The organism is Gemmobacter serpentinus, assembly GCF_008973825.1.
Lineage (GTDB): Bacteria > Pseudomonadota > Alphaproteobacteria > Rhodobacterales > Rhodobacteraceae > Gemmobacter > Gemmobacter serpentinus.
Map to the genome: position 1 here is coordinate 51724 of NZ_WCHR01000004.1, position 14798 is coordinate 66521.

General features: G+C 65.0%; 13 protein-coding genes. 3 read left to right on the forward strand and 10 right to left on the reverse strand.

The window, feature by feature from the left end:
* Window position 1: 1 nt before the first annotated feature.
* The 6 genes from GBJ34_RS01480 to GBJ34_RS01505 all read right to left on the reverse strand — a co-directional run bounded on the left by GBJ34_RS01480 (window position 2) and on the right by GBJ34_RS01505 (window position 7562).
* Window positions 2-1033, reverse strand: a complete 1032-nt coding sequence (locus tag GBJ34_RS01480) for an ATP-binding protein (RefSeq protein WP_151717482.1) — start codon at window positions 1031-1033, stop codon at window positions 2-4.
* Between the two features lie 63 nt (window positions 1034-1096).
* A complete protein-coding gene (gene iolB, locus GBJ34_RS01485; RefSeq protein ID WP_151717483.1) occupies window positions 1097-1909 on the reverse strand; it encodes a 5-deoxy-glucuronate isomerase in 813 nt (270 codons plus the stop codon).
* A gap of 75 nt (window positions 1910-1984) precedes the next feature.
* Window positions 1985-2881: a myo-inosose-2 dehydratase gene (gene iolE, locus GBJ34_RS01490; RefSeq protein ID WP_151717484.1), complete on the reverse strand. Its 897-nt coding sequence runs from the start codon at window positions 2879-2881 to the stop codon at window positions 1985-1987.
* Window positions 2882-2891: 10 nt separating this feature from the next.
* The gene (gene iolD / locus GBJ34_RS01495; protein WP_151717485.1) at window positions 2892-4718 is read right to left on the reverse strand and encodes a 3D-(3,5/4)-trihydroxycyclohexane-1,2-dione acylhydrolase (decyclizing); all 1827 of its coding nucleotides are present in this window, start codon (window positions 4716-4718) and stop codon (window positions 2892-2894) included.
* The gene (locus GBJ34_RS01500; RefSeq protein ID WP_151717486.1) at window positions 4715-6622 is read right to left on the reverse strand and encodes a bifunctional 5-dehydro-2-deoxygluconokinase/5-dehydro-2-deoxyphosphogluconate aldolase; all 1908 of its coding nucleotides are present in this window, start codon (window positions 6620-6622) and stop codon (window positions 4715-4717) included. Before GBJ34_RS01500 ends, iolD begins: the two co-directional genes overlap by 4 nt.
* 121 nt (window positions 6623-6743) lie before the next feature.
* Window positions 6744-7562, reverse strand: coding sequence for a MurR/RpiR family transcriptional regulator (locus tag GBJ34_RS01505; protein ID WP_151717487.1), 819 nt, complete (start codon window positions 7560-7562; stop codon window positions 6744-6746).
* Window positions 7563-7660: 98 nt separating this feature from the next.
* Here GBJ34_RS01505 and GBJ34_RS01510 point away from each other — a divergent pair, with 98 nt between their 5' ends.
* A complete protein-coding gene (locus tag GBJ34_RS01510; RefSeq protein ID WP_151717488.1) occupies window positions 7661-8791 on the forward strand; it encodes a Gfo/Idh/MocA family protein in 1131 nt (376 codons plus the stop codon).
* 185 nt (window positions 8792-8976) lie between these two features.
* Here the strand turns inward: GBJ34_RS01510 and GBJ34_RS01515 are convergent, their stop codons facing one another.
* From GBJ34_RS01515 to GBJ34_RS01525, 3 genes are all read right to left on the reverse strand, one after another.
* The gene (locus GBJ34_RS01515; protein ID WP_151717489.1) at window positions 8977-10035 is read right to left on the reverse strand and encodes a dipeptidase; all 1059 of its coding nucleotides are present in this window, start codon (window positions 10033-10035) and stop codon (window positions 8977-8979) included.
* 65 nt (window positions 10036-10100) lie between these two features.
* Window positions 10101-10496: a Cu(I)-responsive transcriptional regulator gene (gene cueR / locus GBJ34_RS01520; protein ID WP_151717490.1), complete on the reverse strand. Its 396-nt coding sequence runs from the start codon at window positions 10494-10496 to the stop codon at window positions 10101-10103.
* On the reverse strand, window positions 10493-12901 hold the full coding sequence (locus tag GBJ34_RS01525) for a heavy metal translocating P-type ATPase (RefSeq protein WP_151717491.1): 2409 nt from the start codon (window positions 12899-12901) through the stop codon (window positions 10493-10495). Before GBJ34_RS01525 ends, cueR begins: the two co-directional genes overlap by 4 nt.
* Before the next feature lie 211 nt (window positions 12902-13112).
* Between GBJ34_RS01525 and GBJ34_RS01530 the strand changes: the two genes are divergently transcribed.
* Window positions 13113-13313, forward strand: coding sequence for a heavy-metal-associated domain-containing protein (locus GBJ34_RS01530; RefSeq protein ID WP_151717492.1), 201 nt, complete (start codon window positions 13113-13115; stop codon window positions 13311-13313).
* 480 nt (window positions 13314-13793) lie between these two features.
* Complete coding sequence (locus tag GBJ34_RS01535) at window positions 13794-14207, forward strand: TfoX/Sxy family protein (RefSeq protein ID WP_151717493.1); 414 nt, start codon at window positions 13794-13796, stop codon at window positions 14205-14207.
* 67 nt (window positions 14208-14274) lie between these two features.
* Here the strand turns inward: GBJ34_RS01535 and ndk are convergent, their stop codons facing one another.
* On the reverse strand, window positions 14275-14697 hold the full coding sequence (gene ndk / locus GBJ34_RS01540; protein WP_151717494.1) for a nucleoside-diphosphate kinase: 423 nt from the start codon (window positions 14695-14697) through the stop codon (window positions 14275-14277).
* Between the last annotated feature and the right edge of the window lie 101 nt (window positions 14698-14798).

Below are 14798 nucleotides of genomic sequence, written 5' to 3' on the forward strand. Positions count from 1 at the left end.
ATCACTCCAGCGGCAGCAACACCGAAAAGCTGCTGCCCTTGCCCTTCTCGCTTTCGATCCTGAGCCGCCCGCGATGGCGGTTCAGGATGTGTTTCACGATGGCAAGGCCAAGCCCGGTGCCGCCCTTCTCGCGTGAGCGGTGCGAATCGACGCGGTAAAACCGTTCGGTCAGGCGCGGCAGGTGCTGCGGATCGATGCCGTCGCCCTGATCGATCACCGAGATTTCCACCGCCTGCCCGCGAATCCCCGCCGGGTCGCGCAGGCGGCGCACCCGAATGGAAACCTTGCCGCCGCTGCCACCATATTTCACCGCATTCTCGATCAGATTGTGAAACACCTGGGTCAGTTGGTCGCCGTCGCCGCGCACGCCCTCGGGCGCGTCCGATGCGTCCAGTTCCAGAACGACGCGGGCCTCCTGCGCCACCGGGCGCAAAGTGGCCACCACACCCGCCAGCAAGCCTTGCAGGTCGACGCGTGTCTCAGGGCGCTGACGCTCTTGCGATTCCACCCGGTTCAATGACAGCAGATCGCGCACCAGCCGCGCCATGCGCCCGGCCTCGCGCGCCATGATGCCAAGGAACCGCTCCCGCGCCGCAGCGTCGTCCCGCGCCGGGCCTTGCAGGGTTTCGATGAAGCCCAGAAGGGCGGTCAGCGGTGTGCGCAGCTCATGGCTGACATTGGCCACGAAATCGCGGCGGAACTGGGTGACCAGCTCTTGCTCGGTGGTATCCACGAAACTCGCCAGAACCCCGCCCCCCGGCAGCGGCGCCACCGTCACCTCAAAGCGGTTTTCCTGTTCGGCCTGGGTCAGCATGACGCGCAGCACCTGGCGCGGCGCGCCGCGTCCCACGGTCTCGATCGCATCAACCAGCGTGGGCTTGCGGATGGCAAGGCCGAAATGCCGCCCCAGGGCTGCGGCACCGAAGAGGGTCTTGGCCGGCGCGTTCAAGGCCGCGATACGCCAATCGCTGCCGACATGGATCATCGGCAGCGGCACCGCATCCAGCAGCGGTTGCAGATCGGTCTGGTCCATCTTTGCGCGCCCCTTTTGTGCTCGCCCCTGTTTGCCGGGGCGCAGCCGGGCTGGCAAGCCGGATCAGCCCTGCAGGTCGCGCTGATAGATCCAGTCGTGATCGGGATCATTCTCGAACCGCCAGGCCCGGCGCGGCCCGGCCATGACATTGAGATAATACATCTCATAGCCATAGGGCGCGCCGCAGGGGTGATGGCCCTTCGGCACCAGCACGACATCGTGGTTCTTCACCGCCATGGTCTCGTCCAGCGACCCATCCTCGGTATAGACCCGCTGCACCCCAAAGCCCTGGCCCGGATTCAGCCGGTGGTAATAGGTCTCTTCCAGATAGGTCATGCGGGGATAGTCATCCTCGTCATGGCGATGGCTTGGATAGGAGGACCAATTGCCGGCAGGCGTGAACACTTCGGTCACCAGCAGGCTGTCGGCCACGTCCAGCGCCTCCATCGCGATATTGTTCACATGGCGGGTATTGGCACCCTTGCCTCGCGCGGTCAGCACAATGCCTTCGGGGCCAAGGCGGCGGGCCTTGTAATTGCCCTTGCCGGGCGCGCTGCACACCGCCAGCGTGCAATGCGTGGTGGCTGCAGCCGACCAGTCGCTGCCATTGGGGATATATAGACAATGCGGCGGGGTCTTCTCGAAGACATCCATCCGCCCGCCCATCTCGCCGAAATCCTGCCCCCCGGCGGTCAGGCGCGCGCGCCCCTCGACCAGAACAAGGATCACCTCGCGATCCCCCGTCGCCTCCGACACCAGATCGCCCGGTTCCAGCCGATAGAGGCTGAAGCCCACATAGCCCCAATGGGCATTATCGGGGGTCACGTCATGCACCTTGCCATGGGTGCCCTGGGGCTTGCGCAGCAGCGAACTCATCACGCGATCCTCATTTTCTGTCTGAAAATATCCCACGGGGGTGCGGGGGTGTGAAACCCCCGCCACTGACATCCGTCACAGCAGACCGGCCTGACCGGCAAGCCGCTTCAGCGTCGCAAGCCCCAGCGTCTGATACAGCAGCGGGTTGCGCAGATTCGGATCCTGCTCCGCCTCGATCACGATCCAGCCCGCATAGCCTGCCTTGGCCAGCTGGTTCAGCAGCGGCGCGAAATCGATAGCGCCCTCCTGATCGCCCGGCACGGTGAAGGCCCCGGCCAGCACGCCTTGCAGGAAGCTCAGGCCCTCGGCCCGCACCCGCGCCACCACATCGGGACGGATGTTCTTGGCATGGAAATGCCGCACCCGACCGATATGGCGCGCCAGCACCGCTTCGGGGTTGCCACCGCCAAAGGCACAATGGCCCGCATCAAAAAGCAGATGCGTCGCGGGGCCGGTCGCCGCCATCAGCGCGTCGATCTCCTCAGGCGTCTCGACGATGGTGCCCATATGGTGGTGATAGATCAGCGTCACGCCCTCGCCCGCCAGATAGGCGGCAAAGGCCTCGAGTTTCGCGCCAAAATCCACCATTTCCGCTGCCGTCAGCACGGGGCGATCATTCACCGCGCGCCCCGCATCGCCGTGAATGGCGTTGGAGGTTTCACAGACGATCATCACCTTGCAGCCATTATGTTTCAGCTTGGCCAGATGGGCCTGGCAGGCGGCAATCTCATCCTCGACCGACCGGATCAGCAGTTCGGTCGAATACCAGCCGGAGATGAATTTCAGCCCGTATTCCGCCAGAAGCGCGCGCAGCGCCTCGGGGTCATCGGGCCAGCGATGGCCGTTCTCGATGCCGTCAAAGCCGATCTGCCGCCCGGCCTCGTCCAGAATGCGGCTGGTCGCGATACCCTCGCCAATGCTGCGATCATCGTCATTGGCCCAGGCGATGGGGTTGGTTCCGAAATAGATCATGATCCTGCTCTCAATTGCCCAGCCATTGGCGGGCGGTGTTCTGCTCGTAATCGGCGCGTTTGGCGCGAACCTCGGCGCGTTCCGACACCTCGGGCACCGCCACGTCCCACCAGGTGCCACCCGCCCCGGTGCCGGGGGCCGGATCGGTGTCGATCAGGATCACGGTCGGGATGGTGGCGGATTTCGCCTCCGCCATCGCGGCTTCCAGTTCCGCGACCGAGCCAACCTTCTTGGCAATCGCCCCCATGGATGCCGCATGGGCGACAAAGTCGATATGCAGCGCGTTCACCTGATAGCTGTCATCCAGCAGATTGTTGAAGGGCGCGCCGCCGCAGCCCTGTTGCAGCCGGTTGATGCAGCCATACCCACGATTGTCGGTCAGCACGATGGTGAAGGGCACGGCCATCATCACCGCCGTCGCCAGCTCGCTATTGGCCATCATATAGCTGCCATCGCCCACCATGCAGACCACATCGCGATCCGGCTGTGCCAGCTTGATGCCCATGGCTCCCGCAATCTCATAGCCCATGCAGCTGAAGCCATATTCCATGTGATAGCCGCCCGCCGCCGCGCGCCACAGCACATGCAGCGCGCCGGGCATGGTCCCTGCGGCCGACATGACAAGGCTTTGCTTGCCCGTCGCACGGGCGACCGCGCCGATCACCTGCGCGTCCGATGGCAGGCCATTGCCCTCGGGGGCTGCCAGCAGCGCGTCCGTTGTGGCAAACCACGCATCGCGCGCCGCGAAGTCCGGGTCGGCAAAGCGGGTGGTGCCAAGGCCTGCGCTGATCTTGGCCAGAGCGACCTTCGCGTCCGACACCAGGGGCTGTGCGCCGCGTTTTTCGGCGTCATAGCCGTGGATATTGATCGACAGGAGCTTGCGCCCCGGCGCGCTGAACACGGTCCAGGATCCGGTGGTGAAATCCTGGAACCTTGTGCCGACACCGATCACCAGATCGGCCTTGGCCGCCAAGGCATTGCCGCAGCCGGTGCCGGTCACGCCGGGCGATCCGAAATGCAGCGCCTCTTCCCAGTCAATCGCGCCCTTGCCCGCCTGGGTTTCGACAAAGGGGATATTGTGGCGCTTGGCAAAGGCCAGAAGATCGGCCTCGGCCTGGGCATAGATCACGCCGCCGCCGACAAGGATCAGCGGGTTCTTGGCCGCCTTGATCGCGGCCACCGCCGCCTCCAGCTCGCGCTGGTCGGGTTCGGGGCGGCGGATATACCAGACCTTGGGCTCAAAGAAGCTGGCCGGGTAATCATAGGCGGCCGCCTGTGTGTCCTGGCAGAAGGCCAGCGTGACAGGCCCGCAATTCGCCGGATCGGTCATCACCCGCATCGCGCGTGGCAGCGCCGTCAGCAGATGTTCGGGCCGCGAGATGCGGTCAAAATAGCGGCTGACCGGCTTGAAGCAATCATTGGCGCTGATCGTGCCATCGTCGAAATCCTCGATCTGCTGCAAGACCGGATCGGGCGCGCGGTTCGAAAACACATCGCCCGGGATGAACAGCACCGGCAGGCGGTTCACATGCGCTACCGCCGCCGCCGTCACCATATTGGTCGCCCCCGGCCCGATGGAGGATGTCACCGCCATCGCCCGCCTGCGCCCGCTGGCCTTGGCATAGGCGATGGCGGCATGGGCCATGGTCTGTTCGTTCTGGCCGCGCCAAGTCGGCAGCACATCCTGCGTATGATAGAGCGCCTCGCCGATGCCTGCGACATTGCCATGGCCAAAGATCGCCCAGACCCCTTCGATGAAGCGTTGGCCCTCTTCGGTCATCTGGACCGAGAGCCATTTCATCATGGCCTGCGCGGCGGTCAACCGGATCGTCGTCATGCCGCAATGTCCTTCCTGGCACGGGCCGCATCCCAGACGCGGCAAAGATGTTCATATTTCGCGGCCATATCGGCCACGGCCTCGGCATCGGTGATCTCGCCCTTCAACCAGGCGCGCGCGGCCTCGGCAAAGATGGTGCGGCCGACGGCAAAGCCCTTGACCAGATCATGGCGCGCAGCAAGCGCCAGGCTTTCCGCCAGCTGATCCGACGGCGCATCCAGCCCCAGCACCACGATGCCGCGCACATGCGGGTCATGTTCGGTGATGGCGGCGCAGGCCTTCGACCATGCCGCATCCGAAGTGAAGGGTTCCAGCTTCCACCAGTCGGGGTAAACCCCGATTTCGTAGAAACGGTGGATGATCCGGGCCGAGGTGTCGTCATTCACCGGCGCCACCTTGGACGGGATAATCTCCAGCAGCATTTCCAGACGGTTGCGGCGGCAGGCATGGAACAGCCGCGTCACAACGCCCTCTTGTTCTGCCCGCATCTCGGCCGTGTCATCGGGGTGGTAGAAGCACAAAACCTTCACCACATGCGCCAGAGGCCACTCCTGCAAGCCGCTGTAATCGGGGCCGATTTCAGGCTCCAGCGTCAGCGGGCGCGAGCCCGGCCACTCCACCGGCCGCCCGATCCAAAGCCCGCTGCCCGCGGCCTTGTAAAGCGCGTGCTGACCAAGGCGGCCGTCGCACAGGATGCCATAGCCGGGTTGCCCCCCCTGCACCTGTTTCGCCGCGGAAAGGCACAGCTCCTTGAAGGCCCCGATCCGGGCATTGGTCGCGCCTTCCATCTGTTCCAGTTGCATACGGTGGTCAAAGGCGAAGACCCGCATGGTCGACCAGTCCTCGTGCCGGTTGGTCGCCCAATGCATCTGTTCCAATGCGGCATCCTTGCGCAAGGCCGGGGTCACGACACCGCGTTCCAGGAAGAATTGCAGTTCTGCCCAGCTCGGGTAAGCCGGGGTGCAGCCATGGCGGCTGACCGCGAAGGCACCGCAGGCATTGGCGTATTTCAGCGCGACCGGCCAGCTTTCACCATCCAGCCAGCCCTTGATGAGCCCGGACATGAAGCCGTCGCCTGCGCCCAAGACGTTGAAGACCTCGATCGGGAAGCCCGGCCCGGTCTCGCCCGCATCCAGGGTTTCGGGGATCGCGCCGGTAAAGGCCACCGCGCCATCGGCACCGCGCTTGCAGACCAGCGTGGCCTTAGAAACCGCGCGCACCGCGCGCAAAGCCGCGATGGTATCGGTCGTGCCGCCCGCAATGTGGAACTCTTCTTCCGTGCCGACGATCAGGTCGAACAGGTGCAGCGTCGATTGCAGCTTGGCGGTGACGGCGGCGCTTTCGATAAAGCGGTTCTCGCCATCGCCATGGCCGGACAGGCCCCAGAGATTCGGACGGTAGTCAATATCGAGCGCGGTTTGCGCGCCGGTCTCCCGCGCCAGACGCAGGGCCTTCAGCACGGCAGCCTCGGTGCGCGGATGGCTCAGATGGGTGCCGGTTGCCACCACGGCGCGGGACTGCGCGATGAAGCCCGGATCAATATCGGCCTCGCTCAGCGCCATATCGGCGCAATTCTCGCGGTAGAAGATCAGCGGGAACTGGGCATCGTCGCGGATCCCCAGCAGCACAAGTGCTGTCAGCCGTTCCGGGTCGGTGATGACGCCGGTAGTGTCGACCCCCTCGCGCGCCAGTTCCTCGCGGATGAAGCGGCCCATATGCTCATCGCCGACCCGGGTGATCAGGGCCGATTTCAGCCCCAGCCGCGCCGTGCCCGCCGCCATGTTGCAGGGGCTGCCACCGATATATTTCTGGAAGGAACCCATATCCTCCAGTCGCCCGCCAATCTGTGCGCCATAAAGATCGACCGAGGCGCGGCCGATCGTGATCACATCGAGCCTTTTCATGGCCTGTTCTCCCTCCCCGTTACGCCCGGAGATTCGGGGCGCATCGCCTGTTTGGAATATTTATTCCATTTTTGCTCGGGAAGGAAGCGAGAATTTAGGGCCCGATCTCCTATGGGCGCTTTCAGCCGCCGTCGCGGGCGGTGCCCACGGCCACGGCAAGGGCCAGGGCGAGGGCGATGGTGGCTGATAGGGAGCGGAAGGCACCAAAGTCCACCTCGGGCACCGTGACCACTGCGGCGGCATGGCGGGCAAGCGGGCTGGTCAGGTTGTCGGTCAGCGCCACCACCGGCAGGCCGCGCGCCTGTGCATCGGCAGCCATTGTCAATGTTTCTTCGGAATAGGGCGTGAAGGTGATGGCCACCAGCGCATCCCCCTGTCGCAGCGCATGGCGGTGATCCAGCTTGCCGACACCATCATGCAGCATCGACGGGACCGACATCTTGTCAAAGACATAGCTCAGGTAAGATGCCACCGGAAAGGCACGGCGGAACCCCGCGACATGCACGGTCTCCGCCCGCGACAACAGCGCCACAGCCTGTTCCAGCGCCGCCTCATCCGCCGATTTCGCCAGCATTTCAAGGCTGGCACGTCCGGCCTCGACAAATTCGGCCAACAGCGCCGCCGGGCTGCCATTGGCACCACCGCGCAGGTTTTGCAGCCGCGTGGCATAGTCGGGAAAGCCCGGACTATAGGCATCCCGGAACATCTTCTGCATTTCCGAAAAGCCGGAAAAGCCCATGATCTGGCAAAACCGCATCAGGGCCGAGGGCGGAACGTCAGCCCCCGCCGCCAGTTCGGCCACTGTCGATACCGCGATCCGGTCGATATTGGCCGCGATGTGATCGGCGCATTGGCGCAGGCGTTTCGGCAGCGTATCGGCAAGCTCTGCCAGACGCTGACGAAACTCATCAACCGTCGCGGGTGCGGTTTTCATCTCCATGACGGCCCTCTCCACTTCCCCTCTTGCGTCAGGCTAACATGCGTGGAACAAATATTCCAACACGAATGCGCGCCGGTCATCGGCAGGAGGAGCAAACCATGTCCCTGAGGGTTGGGGTAATCGGCACGGGCTTCATGGGCAAGACCCATGCCTTGGCCTGGCAGGCGGTGACGGCGGTGATGGGCGGTGTGATGGGGGATGTGGCACGGCCCGAGCTGCGGCTTTTATGCGAGACGCCCGCTGCCAAGGCCGCACAGATGGCCGCGCAATTCGGCTTTGCGGGCCATACCGATGACTGGCGCGCGCTGGTCAATGATCCTGCCATCGATGTGGTCTCGATCACCACGCCGAACGGGCTGCATCACGCCATGGCGCTGGAAGCGATCAAGGCCGGCAAGCATGTCTGGTGCGAGAAGCCGATGGCCCTGACGCTGGCCGAGGCCGAGGAAATGGCCGCGGCCGCCCGGGCCAGGGGCGTGGTCACGCTGGTGGGCTATAATTACCTGCGCAACCCCGCTTTCAGCCATGCGCAGCGCCTGATCGCGCAGGGCGCGATTGGCCGTGTCGTTCAGTTCCGCGGCTGGGTGGATGAGGATTATCAGGCCGATCCGGATCTGGCCTGGAGCTGGCGCGCGAAACTGGCCGATGCGGGTCTTGGTGCGCTGGGCGATATCGGCACGCATCTGGTGTCGCTGGCGACCGGGCTGATGGGCCCGATTGCCTCGCTGGTGGCCGATATGCAGACCATCCACGAGACCCGGCCTCTGGCCGACGGATCGGGGCGCGGCGTGGTGGAGAATGAGGATGCGGCCTCAGTCCTTCTGCGCTTTGCCTCCGGCGCGCAGGGCTCCATGGTGATCTCACGCTCGGCCTGGGGCCGCAAATCGCGCCTCGGCTTCGAGGTGCATGGCACGCAAGGCATGATCGTCTTCGATCAGGAGCGCATGAACGAGCTGCAGATCTATCAGAATATCGGCCCGAAATCCGAACAGGGGTTCAAGACCATCCTGACCGGCCCGGCACACGCGCCTTATGGCGAGTTCTGTCCGGCACCGGGGCATCAGTTAGGCTTTAATGATCTGAAGGTCATCGAATGCGCGGCGCTGTTGCGCGGCATTGCCGGGCTGGAACATGCCAGCCCCGATTTCGACGAGGCGCTGCTGATCGAGCGGGTCATTCACGGCATCGCAGATTCCGCACGCCAGGGCGGCAGCCGGATCGCATTCTGATCGGGCGTTCCGGGGGCCAGCCCCCGGACCCCCGGGATATTTGAGAACAGATGAATGAAGACAGCATCCGCGCAGAACGCTTGATGCCCATCGCATCCGACAGGGCGGCGGCGGATCTGCTTCTTGGCTTCTCAAACATCCCGGGGGAAGTGCCGTGGGGGCGAAGGGGGCACCGCCCCCTTCTGTCATTCCCCCCAGGTCCGGCGCAGCGCGCCGACCCAATTGCTCCAGGCCAGTTTCGCGACCAGATCCTTGCCGAAACCATGGGCCTCAAGGGCGGCAATCAGATTGGGCAGGCCCGCGACATCGGTAATGCCCTCCGGGATCTCGGCCCCGTCGAAATCCGAGCCAAAGCCCACATGATCCTCGCCCAGATGGGTGATCAGGTGATCGAAATGGCGCAGCACCGGATCCCAGCCCATCTTGGCCGAGCGTTTGCCATCTTCACGCAGGAAGACGGTCGCGAAATTCACCCCCACCATCCCGCGCGACTCGCGGATCATCGCCAATTGGCGATCCGTCAGATTGCGGGTTGAGGGCGTGACGGCATGGGCATTGGAATGGGTGGCGATCAGGGGCGCGTCGCTGATGGCGGCGATATCGTTGAAGCCTGCTTCGTTCATATGGCTCAGATCGACCATGATCTTCAGCGCATTGCATTCGCGGATCAGGCGTTTGCCTGCATCGGTCAGGCCGGGGCCGGTATCGGGCGTGCCGGGAAAGCGGAAGGGCACGCCATGGCCAAAGGCGGTCGGGCGCGACCAGACCGGCCCAAGCGAGCGCAGCCCCATGGCGTGGAAGCTGTGCAACGCGTCGAGGCCGGGATCGATCGCCTCGGCACCCTCCATATGCATGATGCCGGCAATCGCCCCCGCCGCGCGCGCGGCCTCGATCTCGGCCACCGAACGGCAGATGCGGAAGTCACCGTTGGAGGCGCGTTCCATCCAGTGCAGATGCCCGGCCATCGACAGGGCGACCGGCTGTGCCACCTCCAGCGGGATCATCGCGGGCAGTTCCACCTCATAGGGTGGGTTGTCCATGAGCGCGTCGTAATCGGGCGCGCCCGGCGCGGGGGGCGAGGGGATATAGATCGCAAACATCCCCGCCGCAAAGCCGCCCGCCTTCATGCGCGGCAGGTCCAGATGGCCGCGCCCCTCGCCGGTCAGCCAGATCTCCGCGCGTCGTTTCGGTGCCAGCTGCAACCGCAGCAGGATGTCGTTATGTCCGTCAAAGACCGGTTGCATGGTCCCCTTCCCCGTCTTTCTTGTTTGCGCCGACCCTGCCATGCGCAACGGGGGAAGACCAGAGGTCAGGCGCAGCAGCTGTCCGAGAGGCCGGTGAGGATCGGGCAATCGGGGCGGCCATCGCCTGCACAGGCCGCAACAAGCCCCGAAAGCGTGCGCTTCATCGCCTGCAATTCCTGCAATTTCGCCTCGATCCGGGTCAGATGCGCCTCGGCCAGTGCCTTGACATCGGCGCTGGCACGGGCCTGATCTTCATAGAGGGCAAGCAGCGCCCGGCAATCCTCGATGGTGAAGCCAAGCCCGCGCGCGCGGCCGATGAAGGCCAGCTTGTGCAGATCGGTCTCGCGAAAGGCGCGATAGCCGTTCTCGGCGCGGGCGGGACGGATCAGCCCGATCTCCTCATAATAGCGGATGGTCTTGGCAGGCAGGCCCGCGCGGTCGGCGACTTCCTTGATGTTCATCCCAGATCCCCCACGGGTTTCAGCCGGCGCAGCCGCAGCGCATTGGCCAGCACAAAGACCGATGACAGCGCCATGGCCGCGGCCCCCAGCATGGGCGACAGTTGCGGCCCGCCAAAGGGCACCAGCACCCCTGCCGCTACCGGAATCAGCGCGACGTTATAGCCAAAGGCCCAGACCAGATTCTCGCGGATATTGCGCATCACGGAGCGGCTGACCTTGATCGCGGTCGCAGCCGCCCGCGGATCGCCCGAGACCAGCACGACCTCTGCCGCCTCGATGGCGATATCGGTGCCATGGCCGATGGCGATGCCGACATCGGCGGCAGCAAGGGCGGGCGCGTCATTGATGCCATCGCCGACAAAGGCCACGCCGGGTTTCATGGCCTCTACCGCCGCGACCTTGCCACCGGGCAACATGCCGGCTTGCACGTCAGACAGCCGCAGCTCGGACGCGATCGCCTGCGCCACGCGCGGTGCGTCGCCGGTCAGCATGGCGGAGGCCACGCCAAGATCCTTGAGCGCAGAAATGGCGGCCGCCGCCCCCGGCTTCACCTTGTCGGCCACCGCCAGCACGCCCATCACCTTGCCATCCACCGCCAGATAGATCGGGGTCTTGCCCTGCACGGCGAAGCCTTCGCCCTCGATCTGCCAGGGGCCAAGGCCCTGCGGGAACATGCGTGCCGCGCCAAGGGCCACATGCTGACCCTCCACCATGGCTTCGGCACCGTGGCCGATGGTGGCGCGGAACTGGCTCACGGTCGGAATTTGCAGGTCCTGCGCCTGTGCCGCCTGCAAGACCGCCTGCGCCAGCGGGTGTTCCGACTGTGCCTCCACCGCGGCGGCCAGCCGCAGCAGATGCTGCGACAGCGGTTTCATATCGGTCAGCACCGGCTTGCCTTCGGTCAGGGTGCCGGTCTTGTCGAAAGCCACGCGCCGCACCTGTGCCAGCGTCTGCAACGCCTCACCGCGCCGGAACAGCACACCCAATTCTGCCGCACGGCCGGTTCCGACCATGATCGAGACCGGCGTCGCCAGCCCCATCGCGCAGGGGCAGGCAATGATCAGGACGGATACGCCCGCCACCAGTGCCTCGGCCAGCCCCGGACCTAAGATCAGCCATGTGGCAACGGTCAGGGCGGCTAGCACCATCACCACCGGCACGAACCACAGCGTAATGCGGTCGACCAGCGCCTGCACCGGCAGTTTCGCCGATTGCGCCTCCTCGACCATGGCGATGATACGCGACAGCACGGTGTCGCGCCCCACCTCGGTCACCCGCATCACCAGGCTGCCGGTACCGTTCATCGTGCCGCCCGTCACCCGGTCACCAGGGGATTTGGTGACGGGCAATGCCTCGCCGGTCAGCATGGCCTCATCCACCGCCGATTGGCCCTCTTCCACCACGCCATCCAGCGGCACCCTTGCGCCGGGCCGCACCAGCAGCCGCGCGCCGGGCTGGATGGATGACAGTGCCACCTCACGCCACCCTTCCGGGCTTTCCAGCATTGCATTGGCTGGGCGCAGCTCGATCAGGCCCGAGATTGCGGCACCCGCCCGTCCGCGCGCCTGCGCCTCCATCAGCCGCCCCGCCAGGATCAGCACGATGATGACCATAGCGGCCTCAAAATAGACCGTCTGGGCATGGGCGGGCAGCAGATCCGGCAGGAAGGTAGCGACCGAGGAATAGATCCAGGCCGCCAGGGTGCCAAGCGCGACAAGGCTGTTCATATCCGGTGCCCCGCGCATCAGCGCAGGCAGGCCTTTGGTCAGGAAACGCCGCCCCGGAATGGCCAGAACGGCAGTTGCTAGCAGGAATTGCATCCCCCACAGCCCCTGTTGCGGCACAGTGTGCAGCAGCCAGTGGTGGAAGGAGGGCATAAGATGCCCGCCCATCTCGGTCACAAAGACCGGCAGGGTCAGCAGGCCGGCAAGCCACAGGTCACGCTTCAATCCCGCCATCTCATGGCTGCGGGCATCGGGGTCGGCGCTTTCCATCGGCATCGAGGCAAAGCCTGCCCGGCTGACCGCGCTTGCCAGATCGACCGGATCGGCGCTGCCGGACCAGATGGTGACGCTGGCGCGCCGCGCGGCCAGATTGGCTTGCGCCGCGATCACGCCGGGCTGGGCGGCCAGCACCCGCTCCACCCGTCCGGTGCAGGAGGCGCAAGTCATCCCTTCGACCGAAAGCTGCACGACCTCTTGCCGCACAGGATACCCCGCCCGGGCCAAGGCCTCGGCTATGCTTTCCGGGGTGCCTGGTGCGTCAAACTCCGCTTCGGCGCTTTCATCGGCCAGATTGACCCGTGCTTTGGTCACGCCGGGCTGCGCGGTCAGCACCCGCTCGGCCCGTGCCACGCAAGAGGCGCAGCTCATGCCATCCAGCTTGAAACGGATGGTCCCGCTCATGCCATTCTCCTTGATCCAAGGCCCTGTCAGGGCGTCTTGGTCCTGCATCTAGGGGTTCCAGTCATGGGAAGGTCAAGTCCCTGCCGTCAGAAATTGCGATCACGCAAACGCGATGCAATCGCCCCCTTGACCTTCCGGTCACTGGAAACCCCAGATGGGTCGGACAGGGGCCCTCGCACCCTGCCCGATCCCCGCGCCACAGGAGGCACGCATGACCCGACTTTCCATCCCCGACATGACCTGCGGCCATTGCCGCGCCTCAATCGAGGCCGCCCTTTCGCCGCTGCCGGGGGTCGAGGCGATCCGGTTTGACGCGGCCAACCGCAGCGCCGAGGTGGACGGCAGCGCTGATGCCGATCTGTTGATCCGCACGCTGGCCGGGATCGGCTTTCCGGCAATCCGCAAGGACTGATCCGCGCGGGGGCGGCAGTTATTACAAAACTGCCACAATTTTTTGCGATCTGCGGGTTGTTTGCGACAAATTTACTTGCTGTGCGAAGTCGTGCGACATAATTGGCGGCGAAAGCGTCACAGGGACGTCATGTCTTGGCCCGATTGCCCCTTCAGGCTGTTGGGATCAGGGCGGGCGAACCTGCCACGCAGAGCATGTTTTGAACAAGTATCACGCCAGAACACCGGAGCACCGAAATGGCACAGTCGCAACAGCCGCAACAGCAACAAGGCGGCCAGAACAGCCCGAGCCAGCAACAGCAGCAGGGATCGCAGCCGATCATCAAGGATTGGGCCTCGATCTGATCCTGACGCTGTGGCGCTGACCGGCAGTTGCGGGTCAGCCATCAGAGTTGAGGCATATTGCCTTTTCAGGGCCAGCCGGTCAGGCTGGCCTTTGTCATTTCGTGGGCCGGTGGCCCGGCAGGCAGGTGCGCGCAGCATGAGCGATCCGACAGCAAACGATCCGGCGGCGCATGAACGAGCCCCGAACAGCCCATCCGGGCGCGCTCCGGCGGCGGATCCGATTTCCTCGATTCCCAATCTCGGCCCTGCCTCCGAGGCGGGTTTTGCCCGGGCGGGCATCCATACGGCAACCGAGCTGCGGGCGCTGGGCGCCGACGCAGCCTATCTTGCATTGCTGCGGCACGGCACCACGCCGCATTTCATCGGCTATTATGTGCTGGTGATGGGGCTGCAGGGACGGCCCTGGAATGACTGCAAGGGCGACGAGAAAAAGGCGCTGCGCATCCGCTTCGATGCGCTGAAAGCCGAGGCCTTGGCGCAGGCTGCGCCGTCAGGCCTGCCCCGCGATCTGGAGGCGGCGCTGAACGCGCTGGGTGTGCGGGCCGGTTGACGCGACAGTGTCGAATGAAAAGGCCGCCCCGAAGGGCGGCCTGATCCGTTCAAGGGCAGTGATCCGATCAGCCGACCAGTTCGAGACCCGAGAAGAAGAAGGCGATCTCGCGGGCAGCCGAGGCTTCGCTGTCGGAGCCATGGACCGAGTTCTCGCCTTTCGACAGGGCAAATTCCTTGCGGATGGTGCCCGCGTCAGCGGCGGCCGGGTCGGTCGCGCCCATGACTTCGCGGTTCTTCGCAATGGCGCCTTCGCCTTCCAGAACCTGCACCACGACCGGCTCGGATGCCATGAAGCTCACCAACTCACCATAGAAGGGGCGCTCGGCGTGCTCGGCATAGAAGGCACCGGCTTGGGCGGTCGACAGGTGAATGCGCTTGGAGGCGACGACGCGCAGGCCGGCTTCCTCGAATTTGGCAACGATCTTGCCGGTCAGATTGCGTTTGGTGGCATCCGGCTTGATGATCGACAGGGTGCGTTCGATGGCCATGTCAGGCTCTCCGTGAATAAGGCGCAAGGGGCATCCCGCGCGCGATTTGTGGCCGCCCTCTATCATGCAGCGTCGAAGTTGGAAAGAGCGTGACCATGCCC

Coding starts and splice junctions, on each gene's coding strand:
- GBJ34_RS01525 (WP_151717491.1), bottom strand. CDS start 12,901: ATGAGCGGGACCATCCGTTTCAAGCTGGATGGCATGAGCTGCGCCTCT.
- GBJ34_RS01480 (WP_151717482.1), bottom strand. CDS start 1,033: ATGGACCAGACCGATCTGCAACCGCTGCTGGATGCGGTGCCGCTGCCG.
- GBJ34_RS01505 (WP_151717487.1), bottom strand. CDS start 7,562: ATGGAGATGAAAACCGCACCCGCGACGGTTGATGAGTTTCGTCAGCGT.
- GBJ34_RS01515 (WP_151717489.1), bottom strand. CDS start 10,035: ATGCAACCGGTCTTTGACGGACATAACGACATCCTGCTGCGGTTGCAG.
- GBJ34_RS01530 (WP_151717492.1), top strand. CDS start 13,113: ATGACCCGACTTTCCATCCCCGACATGACCTGCGGCCATTGCCGCGCC.
- cueR (WP_151717490.1), bottom strand. CDS start 10,496: ATGAACATCAAGGAAGTCGCCGACCGCGCGGGCCTGCCTGCCAAGACC.
- ndk (WP_151717494.1), bottom strand. CDS start 14,697: ATGGCCATCGAACGCACCCTGTCGATCATCAAGCCGGATGCCACCAAA.
- GBJ34_RS01535 (WP_151717493.1), top strand. CDS start 13,794: ATGAGCGATCCGACAGCAAACGATCCGGCGGCGCATGAACGAGCCCCG.
- iolB (WP_151717483.1), bottom strand. CDS start 1,909: ATGAGTTCGCTGCTGCGCAAGCCCCAGGGCACCCATGGCAAGGTGCAT.
- iolE (WP_151717484.1), bottom strand. CDS start 2,881: ATGATCTATTTCGGAACCAACCCCATCGCCTGGGCCAATGACGATGAT.
- iolD (WP_151717485.1), bottom strand. CDS start 4,718: ATGACGACGATCCGGTTGACCGCCGCGCAGGCCATGATGAAATGGCTC.
- GBJ34_RS01500 (WP_151717486.1), bottom strand. CDS start 6,622: ATGAAAAGGCTCGATGTGATCACGATCGGCCGCGCCTCGGTCGATCTT.
- GBJ34_RS01510 (WP_151717488.1), top strand. CDS start 7,661: ATGTCCCTGAGGGTTGGGGTAATCGGCACGGGCTTCATGGGCAAGACC.